Origin of the sequence: Pseudoxanthomonas sp. CCNWLW251, from assembly GCF_037402255.1 — a bacterium.
Classification (GTDB): Bacteria; Pseudomonadota; Gammaproteobacteria; order Xanthomonadales; family Xanthomonadaceae; genus Pseudoxanthomonas_A.
Genome location: NZ_JBBEGA010000005.1, coordinates 59,941 through 75,993 on the forward strand (window position 1 = coordinate 59,941; position 16,053 = coordinate 75,993).

The 16,053-nt window shown below is 66.3% G+C and carries 16 protein-coding genes; 5 read left to right on the top strand and 11 right to left on the bottom strand.

Annotated elements, in window-relative coordinates; genetic code table 11:
• Together WBN46_RS16820 and WBN46_RS16825 are read left to right on the top strand one after the other, a co-directional pair.
• Complete coding sequence (locus WBN46_RS16820) at nt 1-1,338, top strand: sigma-54 dependent transcriptional regulator (protein ID WP_337732585.1); 1,338 nt, start codon at nt 1-3, stop codon at nt 1,336-1,338.
• Nucleotides 1,335-2,663, top strand: a complete 1,329-nt coding sequence (locus WBN46_RS16825) for a HAMP domain-containing sensor histidine kinase (protein WP_192202936.1) — start codon at nt 1,335-1,337, stop codon at nt 2,661-2,663. The genes WBN46_RS16820 and WBN46_RS16825 overlap by 4 nt, the downstream gene beginning before the upstream one ends.
• Before the next feature lie 298 nt (nt 2,664-2,961).
• Here the strand turns inward: WBN46_RS16825 and glmU are convergent, their stop codons facing one another.
• The gene (glmU, locus tag WBN46_RS16830) at nt 2,962-4,329 is read right to left on the bottom strand and encodes a bifunctional UDP-N-acetylglucosamine diphosphorylase/glucosamine-1-phosphate N-acetyltransferase GlmU (RefSeq protein ID WP_337732587.1); all 1,368 of its coding nucleotides are present in this window, start codon (nt 4,327-4,329) and stop codon (nt 2,962-2,964) included.
• 147 nt (nt 4,330-4,476) lie between these two features.
• On the opposite strand from glmU, the gene WBN46_RS16835 reads away from it, so the two are divergent.
• Entirely contained in the window at nt 4,477-4,854 is a 378-nt protein-coding gene (locus WBN46_RS16835; protein ID WP_337732588.1) for a GtrA family protein, read from the top strand.
• A gap of 60 nt (nt 4,855-4,914) precedes the next feature.
• Here the strand turns inward: WBN46_RS16835 and WBN46_RS16840 are convergent, their stop codons facing one another.
• The 9 genes from WBN46_RS16840 to WBN46_RS16880 all read right to left on the bottom strand — a co-directional run bounded on the left by WBN46_RS16840 (nt 4,915) and on the right by WBN46_RS16880 (nt 12,081).
• On the bottom strand, nt 4,915-5,337 hold the full coding sequence (locus WBN46_RS16840) for a F0F1 ATP synthase subunit epsilon (RefSeq protein WP_142126049.1): 423 nt from the start codon (nt 5,335-5,337) through the stop codon (nt 4,915-4,917).
• 80 nt (nt 5,338-5,417) lie between these two features.
• Nucleotides 5,418-6,824, bottom strand: a complete 1,407-nt coding sequence (gene atpD, locus WBN46_RS16845; RefSeq protein ID WP_142126048.1) for a F0F1 ATP synthase subunit beta — start codon at nt 6,822-6,824, stop codon at nt 5,418-5,420.
• 39 nt (nt 6,825-6,863) lie between these two features.
• Nucleotides 6,864-7,727, bottom strand: coding sequence for a F0F1 ATP synthase subunit gamma (atpG, locus tag WBN46_RS16850; protein WP_192202931.1), 864 nt, complete (start codon nt 7,725-7,727; stop codon nt 6,864-6,866).
• 81 nt (nt 7,728-7,808) lie between these two features.
• Entirely contained in the window at nt 7,809-9,356 is a 1,548-nt protein-coding gene (gene atpA / locus WBN46_RS16855; protein WP_192202930.1) for a F0F1 ATP synthase subunit alpha, read from the bottom strand.
• 46 nt (nt 9,357-9,402) lie between these two features.
• Nucleotides 9,403-9,930 carry a F0F1 ATP synthase subunit delta gene (locus WBN46_RS16860; protein ID WP_192202929.1) on the bottom strand — a complete coding sequence of 176 codons (528 nt, stop codon included), beginning with the start codon at nt 9,928-9,930 and terminating at the stop codon, nt 9,403-9,405.
• Nucleotides 9,931-9,947: 17 nt separating this feature from the next.
• The gene (locus WBN46_RS16865; RefSeq protein ID WP_142126044.1) at nt 9,948-10,418 is read right to left on the bottom strand and encodes a F0F1 ATP synthase subunit B; all 471 of its coding nucleotides are present in this window, start codon (nt 10,416-10,418) and stop codon (nt 9,948-9,950) included.
• Between the two features lie 105 nt (nt 10,419-10,523).
• Nucleotides 10,524-10,823 (bottom strand): F0F1 ATP synthase subunit C, encoded by a 300-nt coding sequence (atpE, locus tag WBN46_RS16870; protein ID WP_055939490.1) that lies wholly within the window; start codon nt 10,821-10,823, stop codon nt 10,524-10,526.
• Between the two features lie 64 nt (nt 10,824-10,887).
• Nucleotides 10,888-11,685: a F0F1 ATP synthase subunit A gene (gene atpB / locus WBN46_RS16875; RefSeq protein ID WP_241045911.1), complete on the bottom strand. Its 798-nt coding sequence runs from the start codon at nt 11,683-11,685 to the stop codon at nt 10,888-10,890.
• A 24-nt stretch (nt 11,686-11,709) separates the two neighbouring features.
• Nucleotides 11,710-12,081, bottom strand: coding sequence for a hypothetical protein (locus WBN46_RS16880; protein ID WP_337732589.1), 372 nt, complete (start codon nt 12,079-12,081; stop codon nt 11,710-11,712).
• Between the two features lie 416 nt (nt 12,082-12,497).
• Here WBN46_RS16880 and WBN46_RS16885 point away from each other — a divergent pair, with 416 nt between their 5' ends.
• The gene (locus WBN46_RS16885; RefSeq protein WP_337732590.1) at nt 12,498-13,433 is read left to right on the top strand and encodes a hypothetical protein; all 936 of its coding nucleotides are present in this window, start codon (nt 12,498-12,500) and stop codon (nt 13,431-13,433) included.
• 171 nt (nt 13,434-13,604) lie between these two features.
• Nucleotides 13,605-13,808 (top strand): DUF2061 domain-containing protein, encoded by a 204-nt coding sequence (locus tag WBN46_RS16890; protein ID WP_337732591.1) that lies wholly within the window; start codon nt 13,605-13,607, stop codon nt 13,806-13,808.
• A 72-nt stretch (nt 13,809-13,880) separates the two neighbouring features.
• Here WBN46_RS16890 and lpdA read toward each other — a convergent pair whose 3' ends face one another.
• Nucleotides 13,881-16,022, bottom strand: a complete 2,142-nt coding sequence (gene lpdA, locus WBN46_RS16895) for a dihydrolipoyl dehydrogenase (RefSeq protein WP_337732593.1) — start codon at nt 16,020-16,022, stop codon at nt 13,881-13,883.
• Between the last annotated feature and the right edge of the window lie 31 nt (nt 16,023-16,053).

The window sequence follows — 16,053 nt, forward strand, 5'->3', positions numbered from 1 at the left end:
ATGCCCACGATCCTCGTCATCGACGACAACCTGGCCGTCAGCACGGCCTTGAACGTGCTGTTCTCGCTGCACGACATCGACACGCTGCATGCCGAATCACCCGAGGCGGGCCTGACCCTGCTGCGCGAGCAGGCGGTCGACCTGGTCATCCAGGACATGAACTTCACCGAGGACACCACGTCCGGGGTGGAAGGCGAGCAGCTGTTCACCGCGATCCGCGCGCAGTGGCCCGACCTGCCGGTGATCCTGCTGACAGCGTGGACGCATTTGGAAGCGGCGGTGAACCTGGTCAAGGCCGGCGCGACCGACTACCTGGCCAAACCCTGGGACGACCGCAAGCTGCTGGCCACCGTCAACACGCTGCTGGAACTTGCCGAGACGCGCAATGAGCTCGATCGCCGCCGCAACCGCGAGCGCCGCAGCCGCGACCAGCTTTCGGCGAAGTACGACCTGCGCAACCTGGTGTTCGAGGACCCGGCCAGCGAACGCGTCGTCGCCCTCGCCTGCCAGGTCGCGCGTTCGGACCTGCCGGTGCTGATCACCGGTCCCAACGGTGCAGGCAAGGAGAAGATCGCGGAGATCATCCAGGCCAACTCCAGCGTGAAGTCGGGCGCCTTCGTGACGCTCAATTGCGGTGCATTGCCTTCCGAGCTGATCGAAGCCGAATTGTTCGGCGCCGATGCCGGCGCCTACACCGGTGCCAACAAGGCACGCGAGGGCAAGTTCGAGGCGGCCGACGGCGGCACGCTGTTCCTCGATGAGATCGGCAACCTGCCACTGGCGGGCCAGATGAAGCTGCTGCGCGTGCTCGAGACCGGGCGTTTCGAGCGCCTCGGCTCCAATCGCGAACGCCAGGTCGTGGTGCGCGTCATCAGCGCCACCAACGCCGACCTGCCCACGATGATCCGCGAGGGTTCCTTTCGCGAAGACCTGTACTACCGGCTCAACGCGATCGAACTCGCGCTGCCGCCCCTGGCCGAACGCCCCGGCGACATCCTGCCGTTGGCCGAGCGCTTCCGTCCCGCCGACAAGCCGCTGGGTGAAAGCGCGCGCGCTGCGCTGCTCCGGCACGCATGGCCCGGCAACGTGCGTGAACTGCGCAACGTCATCCAGCGTGCCGGACTGCTGGCGATGGGGGACCGCATCGAGGCAACCGACCTCAACCTGCCCCGGCCCGCACCGGTGCGCAACACGGTCGTGGCGGAACCGGAGCGGGCCGACATCGAAACCGCGCTCGCGCGCGCCGGCGGCATCATCGCCCAGGCCGCGGCCGATCTCGGCATGAGCCGGCAGGCCCTGTACCGGCGCATGGAACGCTTCGGCATCAAGACCCCATGATCCGTCGCTCCCTCGCCGGTCGCGTGCTGTCCTGGCTGCTGCCCTTGCTGGCGCTGGCACTGGTGCTGCCGGTCGCACTGTCGCACTGGCTTGGCGACGACATCATCGCGGTACTGGTCTCGGCCATCGTGGTGTTGCCGCTGGCGATGTGGGCGATCCATCGCGGGCTGCGCAGCACGTACTCGCTGTTCCGCGCGCTGGCCGGCAGCGTCAACAGCTATCGCGATGGCGAATACAACTTCGGCATCCACTGGCGCGGGAACGACGAACTCGCCGAGCTGGTGCAGTCCCATGCCGCGCTGGGCGAGGTATTGCGCGAACAGCGCCTGAGCCTGGTCCAGCGCGAACTGCTGCTCGACACCATGGTGCAGAACACGCCGGTGGCCATGCTGTTGATCGCGCCCGGCGGCGACGGCGTCCGGCGGGTCATCTTCGCCAACGTGGCCGCGCGCAAGCTGCTGCACAGCGGCTGGAAACTCGAAGGCCAGGACTACGACGCACTGATCGGATCCGCACCCGTCGAGATGCGCGAAGCCCTCGCCCGCGGCGGCGACAGCCTGTTCGCCATCGGCAGTGAGGAAGAGGACGGCGAAGAGCAGGTCTACCACCTGGCGCGCAGGAACTTCCGCCTGAACGGTCGACCACACGAATTGCTGCTGCTGCGCCTGCTGACCAGCGAGCTGCGGCGACAGGAAGTGATGACGTGGAAGAAGGTCATCCGCGTGATCAGCCATGAACTCAACAACTCGCTGGCGCCGGTGGCGTCGCTGGCGCACTCGGGCGCGGAGCTCGTGCGGCGTGGCCGTCACGACCGGCTGGAAGAAGTGTTCGGCACCATCGAGGAGCGCGCACGCCACCTGGAAGGCTTCATCCGCGGCTACGCACGCTTCGCCAAGTTGCCGCAGCCGCAACTGCAGACGGTGCACTGGCGTGCCTTCTTCGAAGGGCTGCAGCGGCAGATCGCCTTCGAGCTCACGATGCCGGAGGCCGACATCGATGGCCGCATCGATGTGGCGCAGCTCGAACAGGCGCTGCTCAACCTGCTGAAGAACGCGCACGAATCGGGCACCACCCCGGAGGGCGTATCGGTCCGCGTTACGCGCCTTCCCGACTGGTTGCGCATCGAGGTGATGGATCGCGGCACCGGCATGAACGACGCGGTGCTGCAGAACGCGCTGGTGCCGTTCTACTCGACCAAGCGCAACGGCACCGGGCTGGGCCTCGCGCTGACGCGCGAAATCATCGAGGCGCACGGCGGGCGTCTGTCGCTGCACAACCGCGATGGCGGCGGTCTTTGCGTGGCGATCCAGTTGCCCGAAAATTGATCTTTCCGAGGAGAAGGCTTCGGAGCCCTCCCGCTGCATCCGAGGCCGAGCCCGCATGGCACCGACTCCCCCTCTCCCTCCGGGAGAGGGTAAGGGGTGAGGGCGGGCCGCCGCGATCCCGCTCAATGTACGTCCGCAAATGGCGGGCTTGAGCCCGCCCTACGCTACTGCATCCGAGGCCGAGCCCGCATAGCACCGACTCCCCCTCCCCCTCCGGGAGAGGGTAAGGGGTAAGGGCGGGCCGCCGTGATCCCGCTCAATGTACGTCCGCAAATGGCGGGCTTGAGCCCGCGCTACATCACTTCGGCTTCTTCACCGGTCGATGCCAACCTTCGATGCTGACCTGGCGCGCACGCGCCACCGTCAGCGTGTCGGCCGGGGCGTTCTTCGAGATCACCGAACCGGCACCGATGGTCGCGCCATCCGCCAGGGTTACCGGCGCAACCAGCGAGGTGTTGGAACCGACGAACACGCGGTCGCCGATCGTCGTCGTCGACTTGTTCACGCCGTCGTAGTTGCAGGTAATCGTGCCGGCGCCGATGTTGGTGCCGCTGCCGATGACGGCATCGCCCAGATAGGTCAGGTGGTTGGCCTTGCTGCCCGTACCGATGTGCGCGTTCTTGGTCTCGACGAAATTGCCGACGTGCACGCCATCGGCCAACACGGTACCGGGACGCAGCCGCGCATACGGACCTATCAGCGCCGCACCCTGGCTGACCACGCCTTCAAGGTCGCAATGCGCACGGACCTGGGTACCGGCGGCCAGCGTCACGTCCTTCAACCGCGTGAACGGACCCACGATGACGCCGTCGCCCAGTTCCACCTCGCCTTCCAGCACCACGTCCACATCGATCTGCACGTCGCGCCCCACACGCACGGTGCCGCGCTGGTCGAAACGTGCCGGATCGATCAGGCGCGCGCCCAGCGTGCACAGCGCGCGCGCGGCGCGCAGCTGGTAGGCACGCTCCAGTTGCGACAGTTGCCACGGATCGTTGGCGCCTTCCGCTTCGATGGGTTCACCCACCAGCACCATCTCCGCAGGCGTGAATTCTTCCGCCGCCATCGCGAACACGTCGGTCAGGTAGTACTCGCCCTGCGCGTTGTCGTTGGACAGTCGGGTGAGCCACCCCTTCAGGGCACTGCCGTCGGCGGCGATGATGCCGGTGTTGATGGTGCGGATGCGGCGCTGGTCTTCGTCCGCATCCTTGTGTTCGACGATGGCGGCCACGCGCCCCGCTTCATCGCGCACGATGCGCCCATACCCGCTCGGGTCGGCGGGCTCCGCCACCAGTACCGCCAGGCGGGCGGGCGCGTCCAGCAGGCGCTGCAGGGTCTCGCTGCGGGTCAGCGGGACGTCGCCATAGAGCACCAGGACGCGCGCACCGTCGGGAATCTCCGGCATGGCCTGCACCACGGCATGCCCGGTGCCCAGCTGCTGCGCCTGGTGCGCCCAGTGCAGGTCAGCCTGGTCGGCGAATGCCGCCTGCACCTGGTCGCCACCGTGGCCATGGACCACGTGCACCCCGGCGGGCGACAGGGCGCGCGCCGCGTCGATGACGTGCGCCAGCATCGGCCGCCCCGCGATCGGCTGCAGCACCTTGGGCAGCGCGGACTTCATGCGCTTGCCTTCACCGGCGGCCAGGATGACGACGTGGAGTGGATTCATGCGTGCAATTCCTTTGTCGTGGACGAGCGCGTGCAGGACCACATGGTAGCAATTACCCCTTCAACGCAGTCCGCCCCCCGCACGTGCCATCCGCCCCAAGACGGCGGGTAACATACGGCGATGCTTCAGCGCCTCACCCAACATGCGATGTTCAGACAAGGCGGAAGCTTCATCGCCGTCGGCGTGGCGCAGTTGCTGCTGGACTGGCTGGTCTTCGTCGTGCTCACCGCCGTTGGCGTACCCGCCGCACCCGGCAACCTGGCCGGACGCGCGTGCGGCGCGCTGCTGGGCTTCTGGTTGAACGGCCGGCTGACGTTTGCGCAGGCCGGTGCCGCGCGGCTGGGCTGGTGGCGCTTCACCAAGTTCCTGCTGGTGTGGGTGCCACTGACCACAATCAGCACGCTGGCGGTCACCTGGGTGGCGTCGTCACTGGGACTGGCGCACGCCTGGCTGGCCAAGCCGCTGGTGGAGGGCGTGCTGGCGGTGGTCGCGTTCTTCCTGTGGCGGCACGTCGTCTACCGCTAGGTCCGGAAACGGAAACGCCGGCGCGAGGCCGGCGTTCCGATGAAGCGAAGGCGGTGGACCTCAGTGCTTGAGGTTCTTGCGCAGGCGCTCCAGCGCGCTGAGCTGGGCGATGCTCATGGCCAGCTGGGCCTGGGCTTCTTCCACGCTCATCTTCGGGTCCTTGTGGGACAGCACGCGCTCGGCTTCTTCCTTTGCCTTGCGCACCTGCGCCTCGTCGATGTCGGTCGCACGCACGGCGGTATCCGCCAGCACGGTGACGACCTGCGGCTGCACCTCGAGGATGCCGCCGGAGATGGCGAAGTCCAGATGCTCGCCGCTCGGCAGCGTCACCACCACCTTGCCCGGCTTCAGGCGGGTGATCAGCGGCGCGTGCTTCGGCGCGATGCCGAGCTCGCCCAGTTCGCCGGTGGCGACGACCAAGGTGGCTTCACCGTGGAAGATTTCCTGCTCGGCACTGACGATGTCGCAACGGATGGTGCTCATGGAACTCTCTTTGCCGTTTGGGGCGGACCGAGGCCCGCCACCGGTTGCCGCGAAGGTGGGCCGGGGCCCACCCTACGTGCTTACGCCTTCTCGGCGAGCTTCTTGGCCTTCTCGACCGCTTCTTCGATGCCGCCAACCATGTAGAACGCCTGTTCCGGCAGGTGGTCGTACTCGCCGTCGACGATCGCCTTGAAGCCGCGGATCGTGTCCTTCAGCGAGACGTACTTGCCCGGCGAACCGGTGAACACTTCGGCCACGTGGAACGGCTGGCTGAAGAAGCGCTCGATCTTGCGGGCGCGCGACACGGCCTGCTTGTCTTCTTCGGACAGCTCGTCCATGCCGAGGATGGCGATGATGTCCTTCAGTTCCTTGTACTTCTGCAGCGTCGACTGCACGCGGCGCGCAGTGTCGTAGTGCTCGTGGCCGATGACGTTCGGGTCCAGCTGGCGGCTGGTCGAGTCGAGCGGATCCACGGCCGGGTAGATACCCAGCGAGGCGATGTTGCGGCTCAGCACGACGGTCGCGTCAAGGTGGGCGAACGTGGTGGCTGGCGACGGGTCGGTCAGGTCGTCCGCGGGCACGTACACGGCCTGGATCGAGGTGATCGAACCGGTCTTGGTCGAGGTGATGCGTTCCTGCAGCACGCCCATTTCCTCGGCCAGCGTCGGCTGGTAGCCCACGGCCGACGGCATGCGGCCGAGCAGCGCCGACACTTCGGTACCGGCCAGCGTGTAGCGGTAGATGTTGTCGACGAACAGCAGCACGTCCTTGCCCTTGCCGGACGCGTCCTTCTCGTCGCGGAAGTACTCGGCCATGGTCAGGCCGGTCAGCGCGACGCGCAGGCGGTTGCCCGGCGGCTCGTTCATCTGGCCGTACACCATCGCGACCTTGTCGAGAACGTTGGAGTCCTTCATCTCGTGGTAGAAGTCGTTGCCCTCGCGGGTACGCTCGCCCACGCCGGCGAACACGGACAGACCGCTGTGCGCCTTGGCGATGTTGTTGATCAGCTCCATCATGTTGACGGTCTTGCCGACGCCGGCGCCGCCGAACAGGCCGACCTTGCCGCCCTTGGCGAACGGACACATCAGGTCGATGACCTTGATGCCGGTTTCCAGCAGGTCGTTGGCCGAGGACTGGTCCTCGTACGACGGGGCCGAGCGGTGGATTTCCCAATGGTCGGTCGCCTGCACCGGGCCGGCTTCGTCGATCGGGTTACCCAGCACGTCCATGATGCGGCCCAGCGTACCGGCACCGACGGGCACCGAGATGGCCTTGTCGGTGTTCACGGCGATCAGGTTGCGCTTCAGGCCGTCGGTGGAGCCGAGGGCGATGGTGCGGACGACGCCGTCGCCGAGCTGCTGCTGCACTTCGAGCGTGATGGCGGTGTTTTCCACCTTCAGCGCGTCGTACACCTTCGGCACTTCGTGGCGCGCGAATTCGACGTCAACCACCGCGCCGATGATCTGAACGATCTTGCCCTGACTCATTGCTGCATTCCTCTAGATGAATTCTTGTGACTACGCGCGTCAGACTGCCGCCGCGCCGCCGACGATTTCGGAAATTTCCTGGGTGATCGCCGCCTGGCGGGCCTTGTTGTAGACCAGCTGCAGGGTACCGATGAGCTTGTTGGCGTTGTCGCTGGCGGCCTTCATGGCCACCATGCGCGCCGCGTGTTCCGACGCGATGTTCTCCAGCACCGCCTGGTACACCAGCGACTCGATGTAGCGCGTGATCACGTGGTCGAGCACGGTCGCGGCATCGGGTTCGTAGATGTAGTCCCAGTCGTGGTGCGCCACCTGCGTCTCCGCCGCCGGCAGCGGCAGCAGCTGGTCGAACGCCGCACGCTGGGTCATCGTGTTGACGAAGTCGTTGTAGACGACGAACACGCGATCCAGCTTGCCTTCGGTGTACGCGTCCAGCATCACCTTGATCACGCCGATCAGCTGGTCGAGCTTGGGCGAATCGCCCAGGTGCGACACGCTGGCCAGCATGTCGACCTTGACCCGGCGGAAGTACACCGAAGCCTTCTGGCCGATGGTGACCACGTCGACCTCGACGCCCTTCTCGTTCCACTGGCGGATCTCGCCGAGCATCTTGCGGAACAGGTTGTTGTTCAGGCCGCCGGCCAGGCCGCGGTCGGACGACACGATGATGAAGCCGACGCGCTTGACGTCCTTGCGCTCCACCATGAAGGGATGCTGGTAATCGGTGTTGGCCTGCGCCAGGTGGCCGATCACCTGCTTCATCGCGCGTGCGTACGGGCGCGAGGTCTTCATGCGCTCCTGCGCCTTGCGGATCTTGGAGGCCGAGACCATCTCGAGCGCGCGCGTCACCTTGCGGGTGTTCTGCACGCTCTTGATCTTGGTTTTGATTTCGCGTCCGCCTGCCATGCTCTGCTCGCTTGATTCGTCTTCGTAGGGCGGGCCCGGCCCGCCGCCTTCACGAATGGTGGGCCGGGGCCCACCCTACGCTTACCAGGTACCGGTCTGCTTGAACTCGGCGATGCCCTTCTTGAAGGCGCCTTCGATCTCGTCGTTCCAGTTGCCGGTGCTGTTGATCGTGTCGACCAGCGCGCCCTGGGTATTGGTGAAGTGCGCGTGCAGCGCGTCTTCGAACGCCAGGATCTTGCCGACCGGCACGTCGTCCAGGTAACCCTCGTTGACGGCGTAGATGGACAGCGCCTGCAGGGCGATGGACATCGGCGCGTACTGCTTCTGCTTCATCAGCTCGGTGACGCGTTGGCCGCGCTCCAGCTGCTTGCGGGTGGCTTCGTCCAGGTCCGAGGCGAACTGCGCGAACGCCGCCAGCTCACGGTACTGGGCGAGCGAGATGCGGATGCCGCCCGACAGCTTCTTGATGATCTTGGTCTGGGCAGCGCCACCGACGCGCGACACCGAGATACCGGCGTTCACGGCCGGGCGGATGCCGGCGTTGAACAGGTCGGTTTCCAGGAAGATCTGGCCGTCGGTGATCGAGATCACGTTGGTCGGCACGAACGCGGACACGTCGCCGGCCTGCGTTTCGATGATCGGCAGCGCGGTCAGCGAACCGGTCTTGCCGGTGACCTTGCCTTCGGTGAACTTCTCCACGTAATCCTCGGACACGCGGGCAGCGCGCTCGAGCAGGCGGGAGTGCAGGTAGAACACGTCGCCCGGGTAGGCTTCGCGGCCCGGCGGACGCTTCAGCAGCAGCGAGATCTGGCGGTAAGCCACGGCCTGCTTGGACAGGTCGTCGTACACGATCAGGGCATCCTGGCCGCGGTCCATGAAGTACTCGCCCATGGTGCAGCCGGAGTAGGCGCTGATGTACTGCATCGCGGCCGACTCGGAGGCGGTGGCGGCGACGACCACGGTGTGGGCCAGCGCGCCGTTCTCTTCCAGCTTGCGCACGATGTTGGCCACGGTCGAGGCCTTCTGTCCGATCGCGACGTACACGCACTTGATGCCGGTGCCCTTCTGGTTGATCACGGCGTCGATGGCCATCGCGGTCTTGCCGGTCTGGCGGTCACCGATGATCAGCTCGCGCTGGCCGCGGCCGATCGGGATCATGGCGTCGACGGACTTGTAACCGGTCTGCACCGGCTGGTCGACCGACTTGCGCCAGATCACGCCCGGGGCCACGCGCTCCACCGGCGCGGTCAGCGAGGTACCCAGCGGGCCCTTGCCGTCGATCGGCTCGCCCAGCGCGTTCACCACGCGGCCGAGCATTTCCGGACCGACCGGCACTTCCAGGATGCGGCCGGTGGTCTTGGCCACGTCGCCTTCGCGCAGGTGCTCGTAGTCGCCCAGGACCACGGCGCCCACCGAATCGCGCTCCAGGTTCAGCGCCAGTGCGTAGGTGCTGTTGGGCAGCTCGATCATTTCGCCCTGCATGACGTCGGCCAGGCCGAAGATGCGCACAATGCCGTCGGACACGGAGGTCACCGTGCCTTCGTTGCGCGACTCCGCGGCCAGCTTGACCTTCTCGATACGGGTCTTGATCAGGTCGCTGATTTCAGAGGGGTTGAGCGTGGTAGCCATGGGTAAGTCCTGTGTGCCGGCTCGCGCGCGGCGGTTCAATGGGAATTCAGTGCGTCAGCGCCGACTGCAGGCGCGCCAGCTTGCCTTTCAGCGAGCCGTCGATCACCACGCTGCCGGCATCGATCACGGCGCCGCCGATCAGCGATGCGTCGATGGCCGTTTCCACCTCGACCTCGCGGCCGAAGCGCTTCTTCAATGCCGCCTTGATCACGTCCAGCTCACCGGCCGGCATCGCCGTGGCGGAGGTGACCTTCGCCTTGACGATATGTTCGGCTTCGGCACGCAGGTCCTCGAACAGGCCGGCGATCTCCGGCAACTGCGGGAGGCGGCGGGCATCGGCGAGGATGCCGAGGAAACGGGCGAACGTCTCGCTGGCCCCCTCGGGCGCGAGCAGCGCCACCGCGTCGGCGGGCAGCAGCTGCGGATTGGGCAGCAGCGCGGCCACGCGCGGGTCCGCCGCGACATGCGCGGCGAAACCCAGCGCCTGCGACCAGACAGCGAAGTTGCCTTCGTCGCGCGCCGTCGCAAAGGCGGCGCGGGCGTAGGGGCGGGCGACGGTAAGGGCCTGGCTCATCGATCAGATCGTCCGGATCAGATTTCGGCGGCGAGTTCGTCGAGCAGCGCCTTGTGGGCGTTGGCATCGATCTCGCGCTTCAACAGCTTCTCGGCACCGCTGACGGCCAGCGCGGACACCTGCTTGCGCAGGTCCTCGCGGGCACGCGTGGCGGCGGCGTCGATCTCGGCTTCGGCCAGCGCCTTCTGGCGGTTGGCTTCGGCGATCGCGTCGTTCTTGGCCGCATCGACGATCTGGTTGGCGCGCGCATGGGCCTGGTCGATGATCTCGTTGGCCTTGACGCGGGCTTCCTTCAACGCCTCGTTGACCTTTTCCTGGGCCTGCGCCAGATCCTTCTGGCTGCGGTCAGCAGCGGCCAGGCCTTCGGCGATCTTCTGCTGGCGTTCCTCGATGGCAGCCAGCAGCGGCGGCCAGATTTTGGTCGCAATGATCCAGATCAGGCCGGCGAAGGCCAGCGCCTGGGCAAACAGAGTGAGATTGATATTCATCGTAAACCTGCCGGTGATGAAGGGCCCGCGCACATCGCGCCGGCCCAGCTACGCCTGGTGACTGACCGCGGGCGGATGCCCGGGGTCAGGCGTGCACGCGACGGATCAGCCCGCCAGCTTGGCCAGCTGCTCGGTGAAGATCGTGATGAACGGGCTGGCGAACGCAAACAGCAGGCCGACGGCGACCGAGATGATGAACGCGGCGTCGATCAGGCCGGCGGTGATGAACATGCGCACCTGCAGGACCGGGATCAGTTCCGGCTGGCGGGCAGCCGATTCCAGGAACTTGCCGGCCATGATGGCCAGACCCAGACCCGCGCCCAGCGCGGCCAGGCCGATCATGATGCCGATGGCGAGGGCGGTCGAAGCCTGGACCTGGGCGAGGTTGGTGAGGATGCTTTCCATGGTGATCTCCGGAACTTAAGTGCTTGAAAGGTGATGGTACGAAGGAAACGGTGAAGCGGAAACGTTAGTGACTGTCTTCCGACAGGCTCAGGTAGACGATCGACAGCATCATGAAGATGAAGGCCTGCAGCGGGATGACCAGCAGGTGGAACAGCATCCAACCCAGGCCGAATGTCGCACCGCCGAGCATGCCGAGGATGCCGGCGCCGCCCAGCACCCAGATCAGCAGGAAGACGATCTCGCCGCCGAACATGTTGCCGAACAGTCGCATCGCCAGCGAAATGGGCTTGCTGACCCATTCGACGATGTTGAGGATCAGGTTGAACGGCATCATCCACTTGCCGAACGGCGCCGTCAGGAATTCCTTGGCGAAACCACCCAGGCCCTTGGAGCGGAACGCGAAGACCAGCATCAGGAAGAACACGCTGATCGACATGCCCAGGGTGGCATTGACGTCGGCGGTGGGCACCGGCTTCCAGTAATGCACGCCCATCAGTTCGAGCGGCTTGGCGATGAAGTCTGCCGGGATCATCTTCAGCAGGTTCATCATCAGGATCCAGAAGAAGATGGTGATCGCGATGGGCGTCACCAGCTTGCTGGTCCCGTGGTACGTGTCGCGGGCCTGCTTGTCGACGAACTCCAGCATGATCTCGACGAACGCCTGCCACTTGCCCGGCACGCCGGCCGTGGCCTTGCGGGTCGCCATCCAGAAGGCGAACACGATCAGCAGACCCATCAACACGGCGGTCACGAAGGTGTCGACATTGATCGTCCAGAACGGACCATCGCCGCCCACCTGAGCCGTGAGGTTCTTCAGGTGATGCTGGATGTAGCTGGTGGGAGTCAGAGCTTCGCCCGCCATGAGTCGGAAACCTTTCTAGTTGGGTTATCGCTGCTTGCCGGTCGCGACCAGCACCTGTGCCACCAGTCCGGTGATCACGCCTGCCAGGAGAGGCAGCGGGGGCAGCTTGTACAGCCCCGCGCCAACGACCAGCACACCGATCACCACGACCCACTTCACCACCATCCCCGCGGCCAGCCTCAGGACCGCCGAGACGGCGCCGAGCACACCACCACCGAAGGCCATCCAGGCCGCCAGCAGCGCGCCGGCCACGATCGCCAACCCTCCGACGGCCGCCGCAACCGCTTGGGGCACGCCCCAGAGCAGGAACAGCAGCGCGACCAGCAGTACCGCGACCGTCTGCCAGACGGCGGCGCGCAACACCAGCCGCCGGCCCGCAGCGACGGAATTCAGCACACGAAAGCCCTACGGAATTGGCGGGGTACAAGGCGGTAAAGCGCCTCGCCGAGCCGCAAAAGTATAGCAGCGGGACAATTTCCGGGACAACAGCCAAAGGTCGAAACCGCGAGTTCGGCGCCGGATTCCGCCAAAGCCAGCGGGGACAAGGCTGTAACCGTTTCCCCTGTTCAGAATTTTCCGCAGGATTTCCCGGAACTTTGACGAAAACCGCCTGTCAGTCCCTCTGAGGCCTGCCGCTCAACTTCCTCGTCCGATGCTCCGTCGCAGGTTCTCCAGAAGCCCCGGTTGCCCCCGGGGCTTCCTTTTTTCCGGCGGGAAACGCTGCGGAGAGCGCCACTCGTTCAGTCAATTCACTCCCTGTCGACCCGGGCATGGCAAACGTTGGGCTCCCCACACCCAACCGCATGGACCCCATGAGCCGCCACATCCCCCATCGCACCGCCGCATCGGTCTTCTGCTGCCTGTCCCTGGCCATCGCCACCTCCACCGCGTCCGCACAGGAGGTTTCCGACGACGCCCGCTTCGAACTGAGACTCTCCGCATTCAATCCCGAGGCGAACATCCGCTTCACCGGCGACGCCGTGGCCACCAATGGCGAGCGAACGGAGGAGTTGGGTGCGGCCGGGGAGATCAATGCCGACGGCCGCTGGCGCCCGCGCGGCGAGCTCGCCTTCAACATGACGCCCCGCCAGTCGCTCCGGCTCAATTACTACGACTATCGGCGGGATCAATCGTGGGGCTTCGATGGCGATTGGGTCGATCCCGGCACGATCTTCGACGAGGTCGAGATCCCGGGCGAGCCGGTGGAGGTGCCTGCCGTCGATGTGTCGGGCCGCATCAGTTTCGAACTGGCCAGCCTCAACTACGAGTTCGCGATGGTCGATACACCACGCTTCCAGTGGGGCCTCGGTGCCGGCATCACCCATGCGACGCTGGCGGCGCGCGGTACCGCCACCAGCACGGGTACCGGGGAGATCGATCCGCAGTGGGAAGACCTGGACTGGAACCGCGATGGCACCTCGCCGAACCTGCACACCCGCGTGGCGTGGTCGCCCACGCCGCGCCTGCGCATCGAGGCGCAGGGACAGTATCTGGATACGCGCTGGGGCAACTTCATCAATGAGCAGGGACACTTCGAACGCGGCGGCCTGCTGGTCGAGTACCGGGTCACCGAGCGGATCGGCGTGCATGTGGGCTACGACTGGTTCCGCCTGAAGCTCAGTGACGACTATCGCGGTTCGTTCGAGGCGCCGGCGGAGTCGGGTATTGGCACGGTGGACGTCGCGGGCAAGGCCACCGGCGAGTTCAAGGTGCATGGCCCGATGGCGGGCGTGTCGGTCCGGTTCTGACCCGGTCGCACAAGGCACGCCCGGCGCCGAACACGCCCGGGCCGCCTTGGCCAGCCATCCAGATACCCCACCCCGACCGATAGGCAATATTTATCGGTAGCAGCGGATCATTCCATTGGACAGCGGCAGCTTGGACCCCATAATGAGATCAATTCTCATCTGGAGCCCGCCGTGAACAAGACCCTGAGCTTCGCGATCCTGCATTTCTCGGTGGCCTTCACCCTGGGCTACCTGTTTACCGGCAGCCTGCTGGTGGGCGGCATGCTGGCGTTGATCGAGCCGGCGACCAATACCGTGGTCTTCCACTTCCATGAAAAAGTGTGGAAACGGATCGAAGCCCGGCGGGCGTCCAAAGCAATGCCCTTGCCCGCCTGACAGGCCCGACGCCAGGAACGGAAAGGCCGCGCATCCGCGCGGCCTTTCCGTTCCTGAAGCACCCGGTGTCGCTTACTTCTTCTTCGGGATGTACAGGTCGGTGATGGTGCCTTCGTAGACCTCCGCCGCCATCGCGACCGACTCGCTGAGCGTGGGGTGCGGGTGGATGGTCGCGCCGATGTCGCCGGCTTCCGCGCCCATCTCGATCGCCAGCGCGAGTTCGCTGATCAGGTCGCCCGCGTGCACGCCGACGATGCCGGCACCGATGATGCGGTGGGTGTGTTCGTCGAAGATGAGCTTGGTCGAGCCTTCGCCGCGGCCGATGCCCACCGCGCGCGCGGACGCCACCCACGGGAACTTGCCCACGCCGGTCTTCAGGCCCTTGGCCTTCGCTTCGGTCTCGGTCACGCCGACCCACGCGATTTCCGGATCGGTATAGGCCACGGACGGAATCACGCGGGCCACCCACTCCTTCTTCTCGCCCGCAGCGACTTCCGCAGCCAGCTTGCCTTCGTGCGTGGCCTTGTGTGCCAGCATCGGCTGGCCCACCAGGTCACCAATGGCGAAGATGTGCGGCACGTTGGTGCGCATCTGCGCGTCCACCGGGATGAAGCCGCGCTCGGTGACGGTGACGCCGGCCTTGTCGGCATCCAGCTTGCCGCCATTGGGCGAACGGCCCACCGCGACCAGCACGCGGTCCCACGTGCCCGACTCGAGTTCCGGCTTCTGGCCTTCGGTGGCGCTCTCGAAGTGCACGGTGATGCCCTTCTTCGACGCCTCGACCTTGGCGGCCTTGGTCTTCAGCTGCACGGCCACGCCCTGCTTCTTCAGACGATCGGCCAGCGGCTTCACCAGGTCCTTGTCGGCGCCCGGCATCAGCTGGTCCATGAACTCGACCACGGTCACTTCGGCGCCCAGCGCGCGATACACGGTCGCCATTTCCAGGCCGATGATGCCGCCGCCGACGACGAGCAGCTTCTTCGGCACCTCGGCCAGCTGCAGCGCGTCGGTGGAATCCATCACGCGCGGGTCGTCCCACGGGAAGTTGGGCAGCTTCACCGCCTGCGAACCGGCGGCGATGATGCACTGCTCGAAGCGCAGCAGCTGGGTCTTGCCGTCGCTGCCCACGATCTCCAGCTCGTTCGGCGACACGAACTTCGCCACGCCGGTGACCGTGCGTACCTTGCGCTGCTTGGCCATGCCGGCCAGGCCCTTGGTGAACTGGCCGACCACCTTGTCCTGCTTGAAGCCGCGCAGCTTGTCGAGGTCGATCTTCGGCTTGCCGAAGCTGATGCCGATGTCGTCGGAATGCGCGGCTTCGTCAATGAGCGCCGCCGCGTGCAGCAGCGCCTTCGACGGGATGCAGCCCACGTTGAGGCAGACGCCGCCGAGGGCTTCGTAGCGTTCGATGAGGACCGTGTCCAGACCGAGGTCGGCGGCGCGGAACGCCGCCGTGTAGCCGCCCGGACCGGAACCGATCACGACGATGCGGCATTCGATGTCGGCGGGCTTGCCGGTGCCCAGCGCGGGCTTCGGCGCCGAGGTGGCCGGTGCGGCAGGGGCCGCCGGCGAGGCCGCAACCGGCGCAGGCCTGGCCGGCACCGCAGCGGCGCCCTCGCCTTCCAGGATCGCGACCAGACTGCCCTCTGCCAGCGAATCGCCCAGCTTGACCTTGATCTCCTTCACCACGCCGGCGGCAGGCGACGGCACTTCCATCGTCGCCTTGTCGGATTCCAGCGTGACCAGGCCCTGGTCTTTCTTCACCGTGTCGCCGACGGCCACCAGGATCTCGATCACCGGCACGCCATCGTAGTCACCGATATCGGGCACCTTGGCTTCGATCAATCCGCCACCGCCGGACGGCACGGGTGCCGCGGCCGGTGCTGCAGGCGCGGGCGCCGACGCGGCAGGCGCCGCCGGTGCGGGCGCAGGCTTGGCGGGAGCTGCGGGCGCGGGCGCGGATGCCGCGGCGCCTTCGGCTTCCAGTACGGCCACCACGCTGCCTTCGGACAGCGAATCGCCCAGCCTGACCTTGATTTCCTTCACCACGCCGGCGGCCGAGGACGGCACTTCCAGCGTGGCCTTGTCCGATTCCAGCGTGACCAGGCCCTGGTCCTTCTTCACCGTGTCGCCGACGGCGACCAGTATCTCGATGACCGGCACATCGCTGTAATCGCCGATGTCGGGGACTTTGACTTCAATCGTGTTCGCCATACCGCTCTCTTTCGTAGGGTGGGCCTGGGCC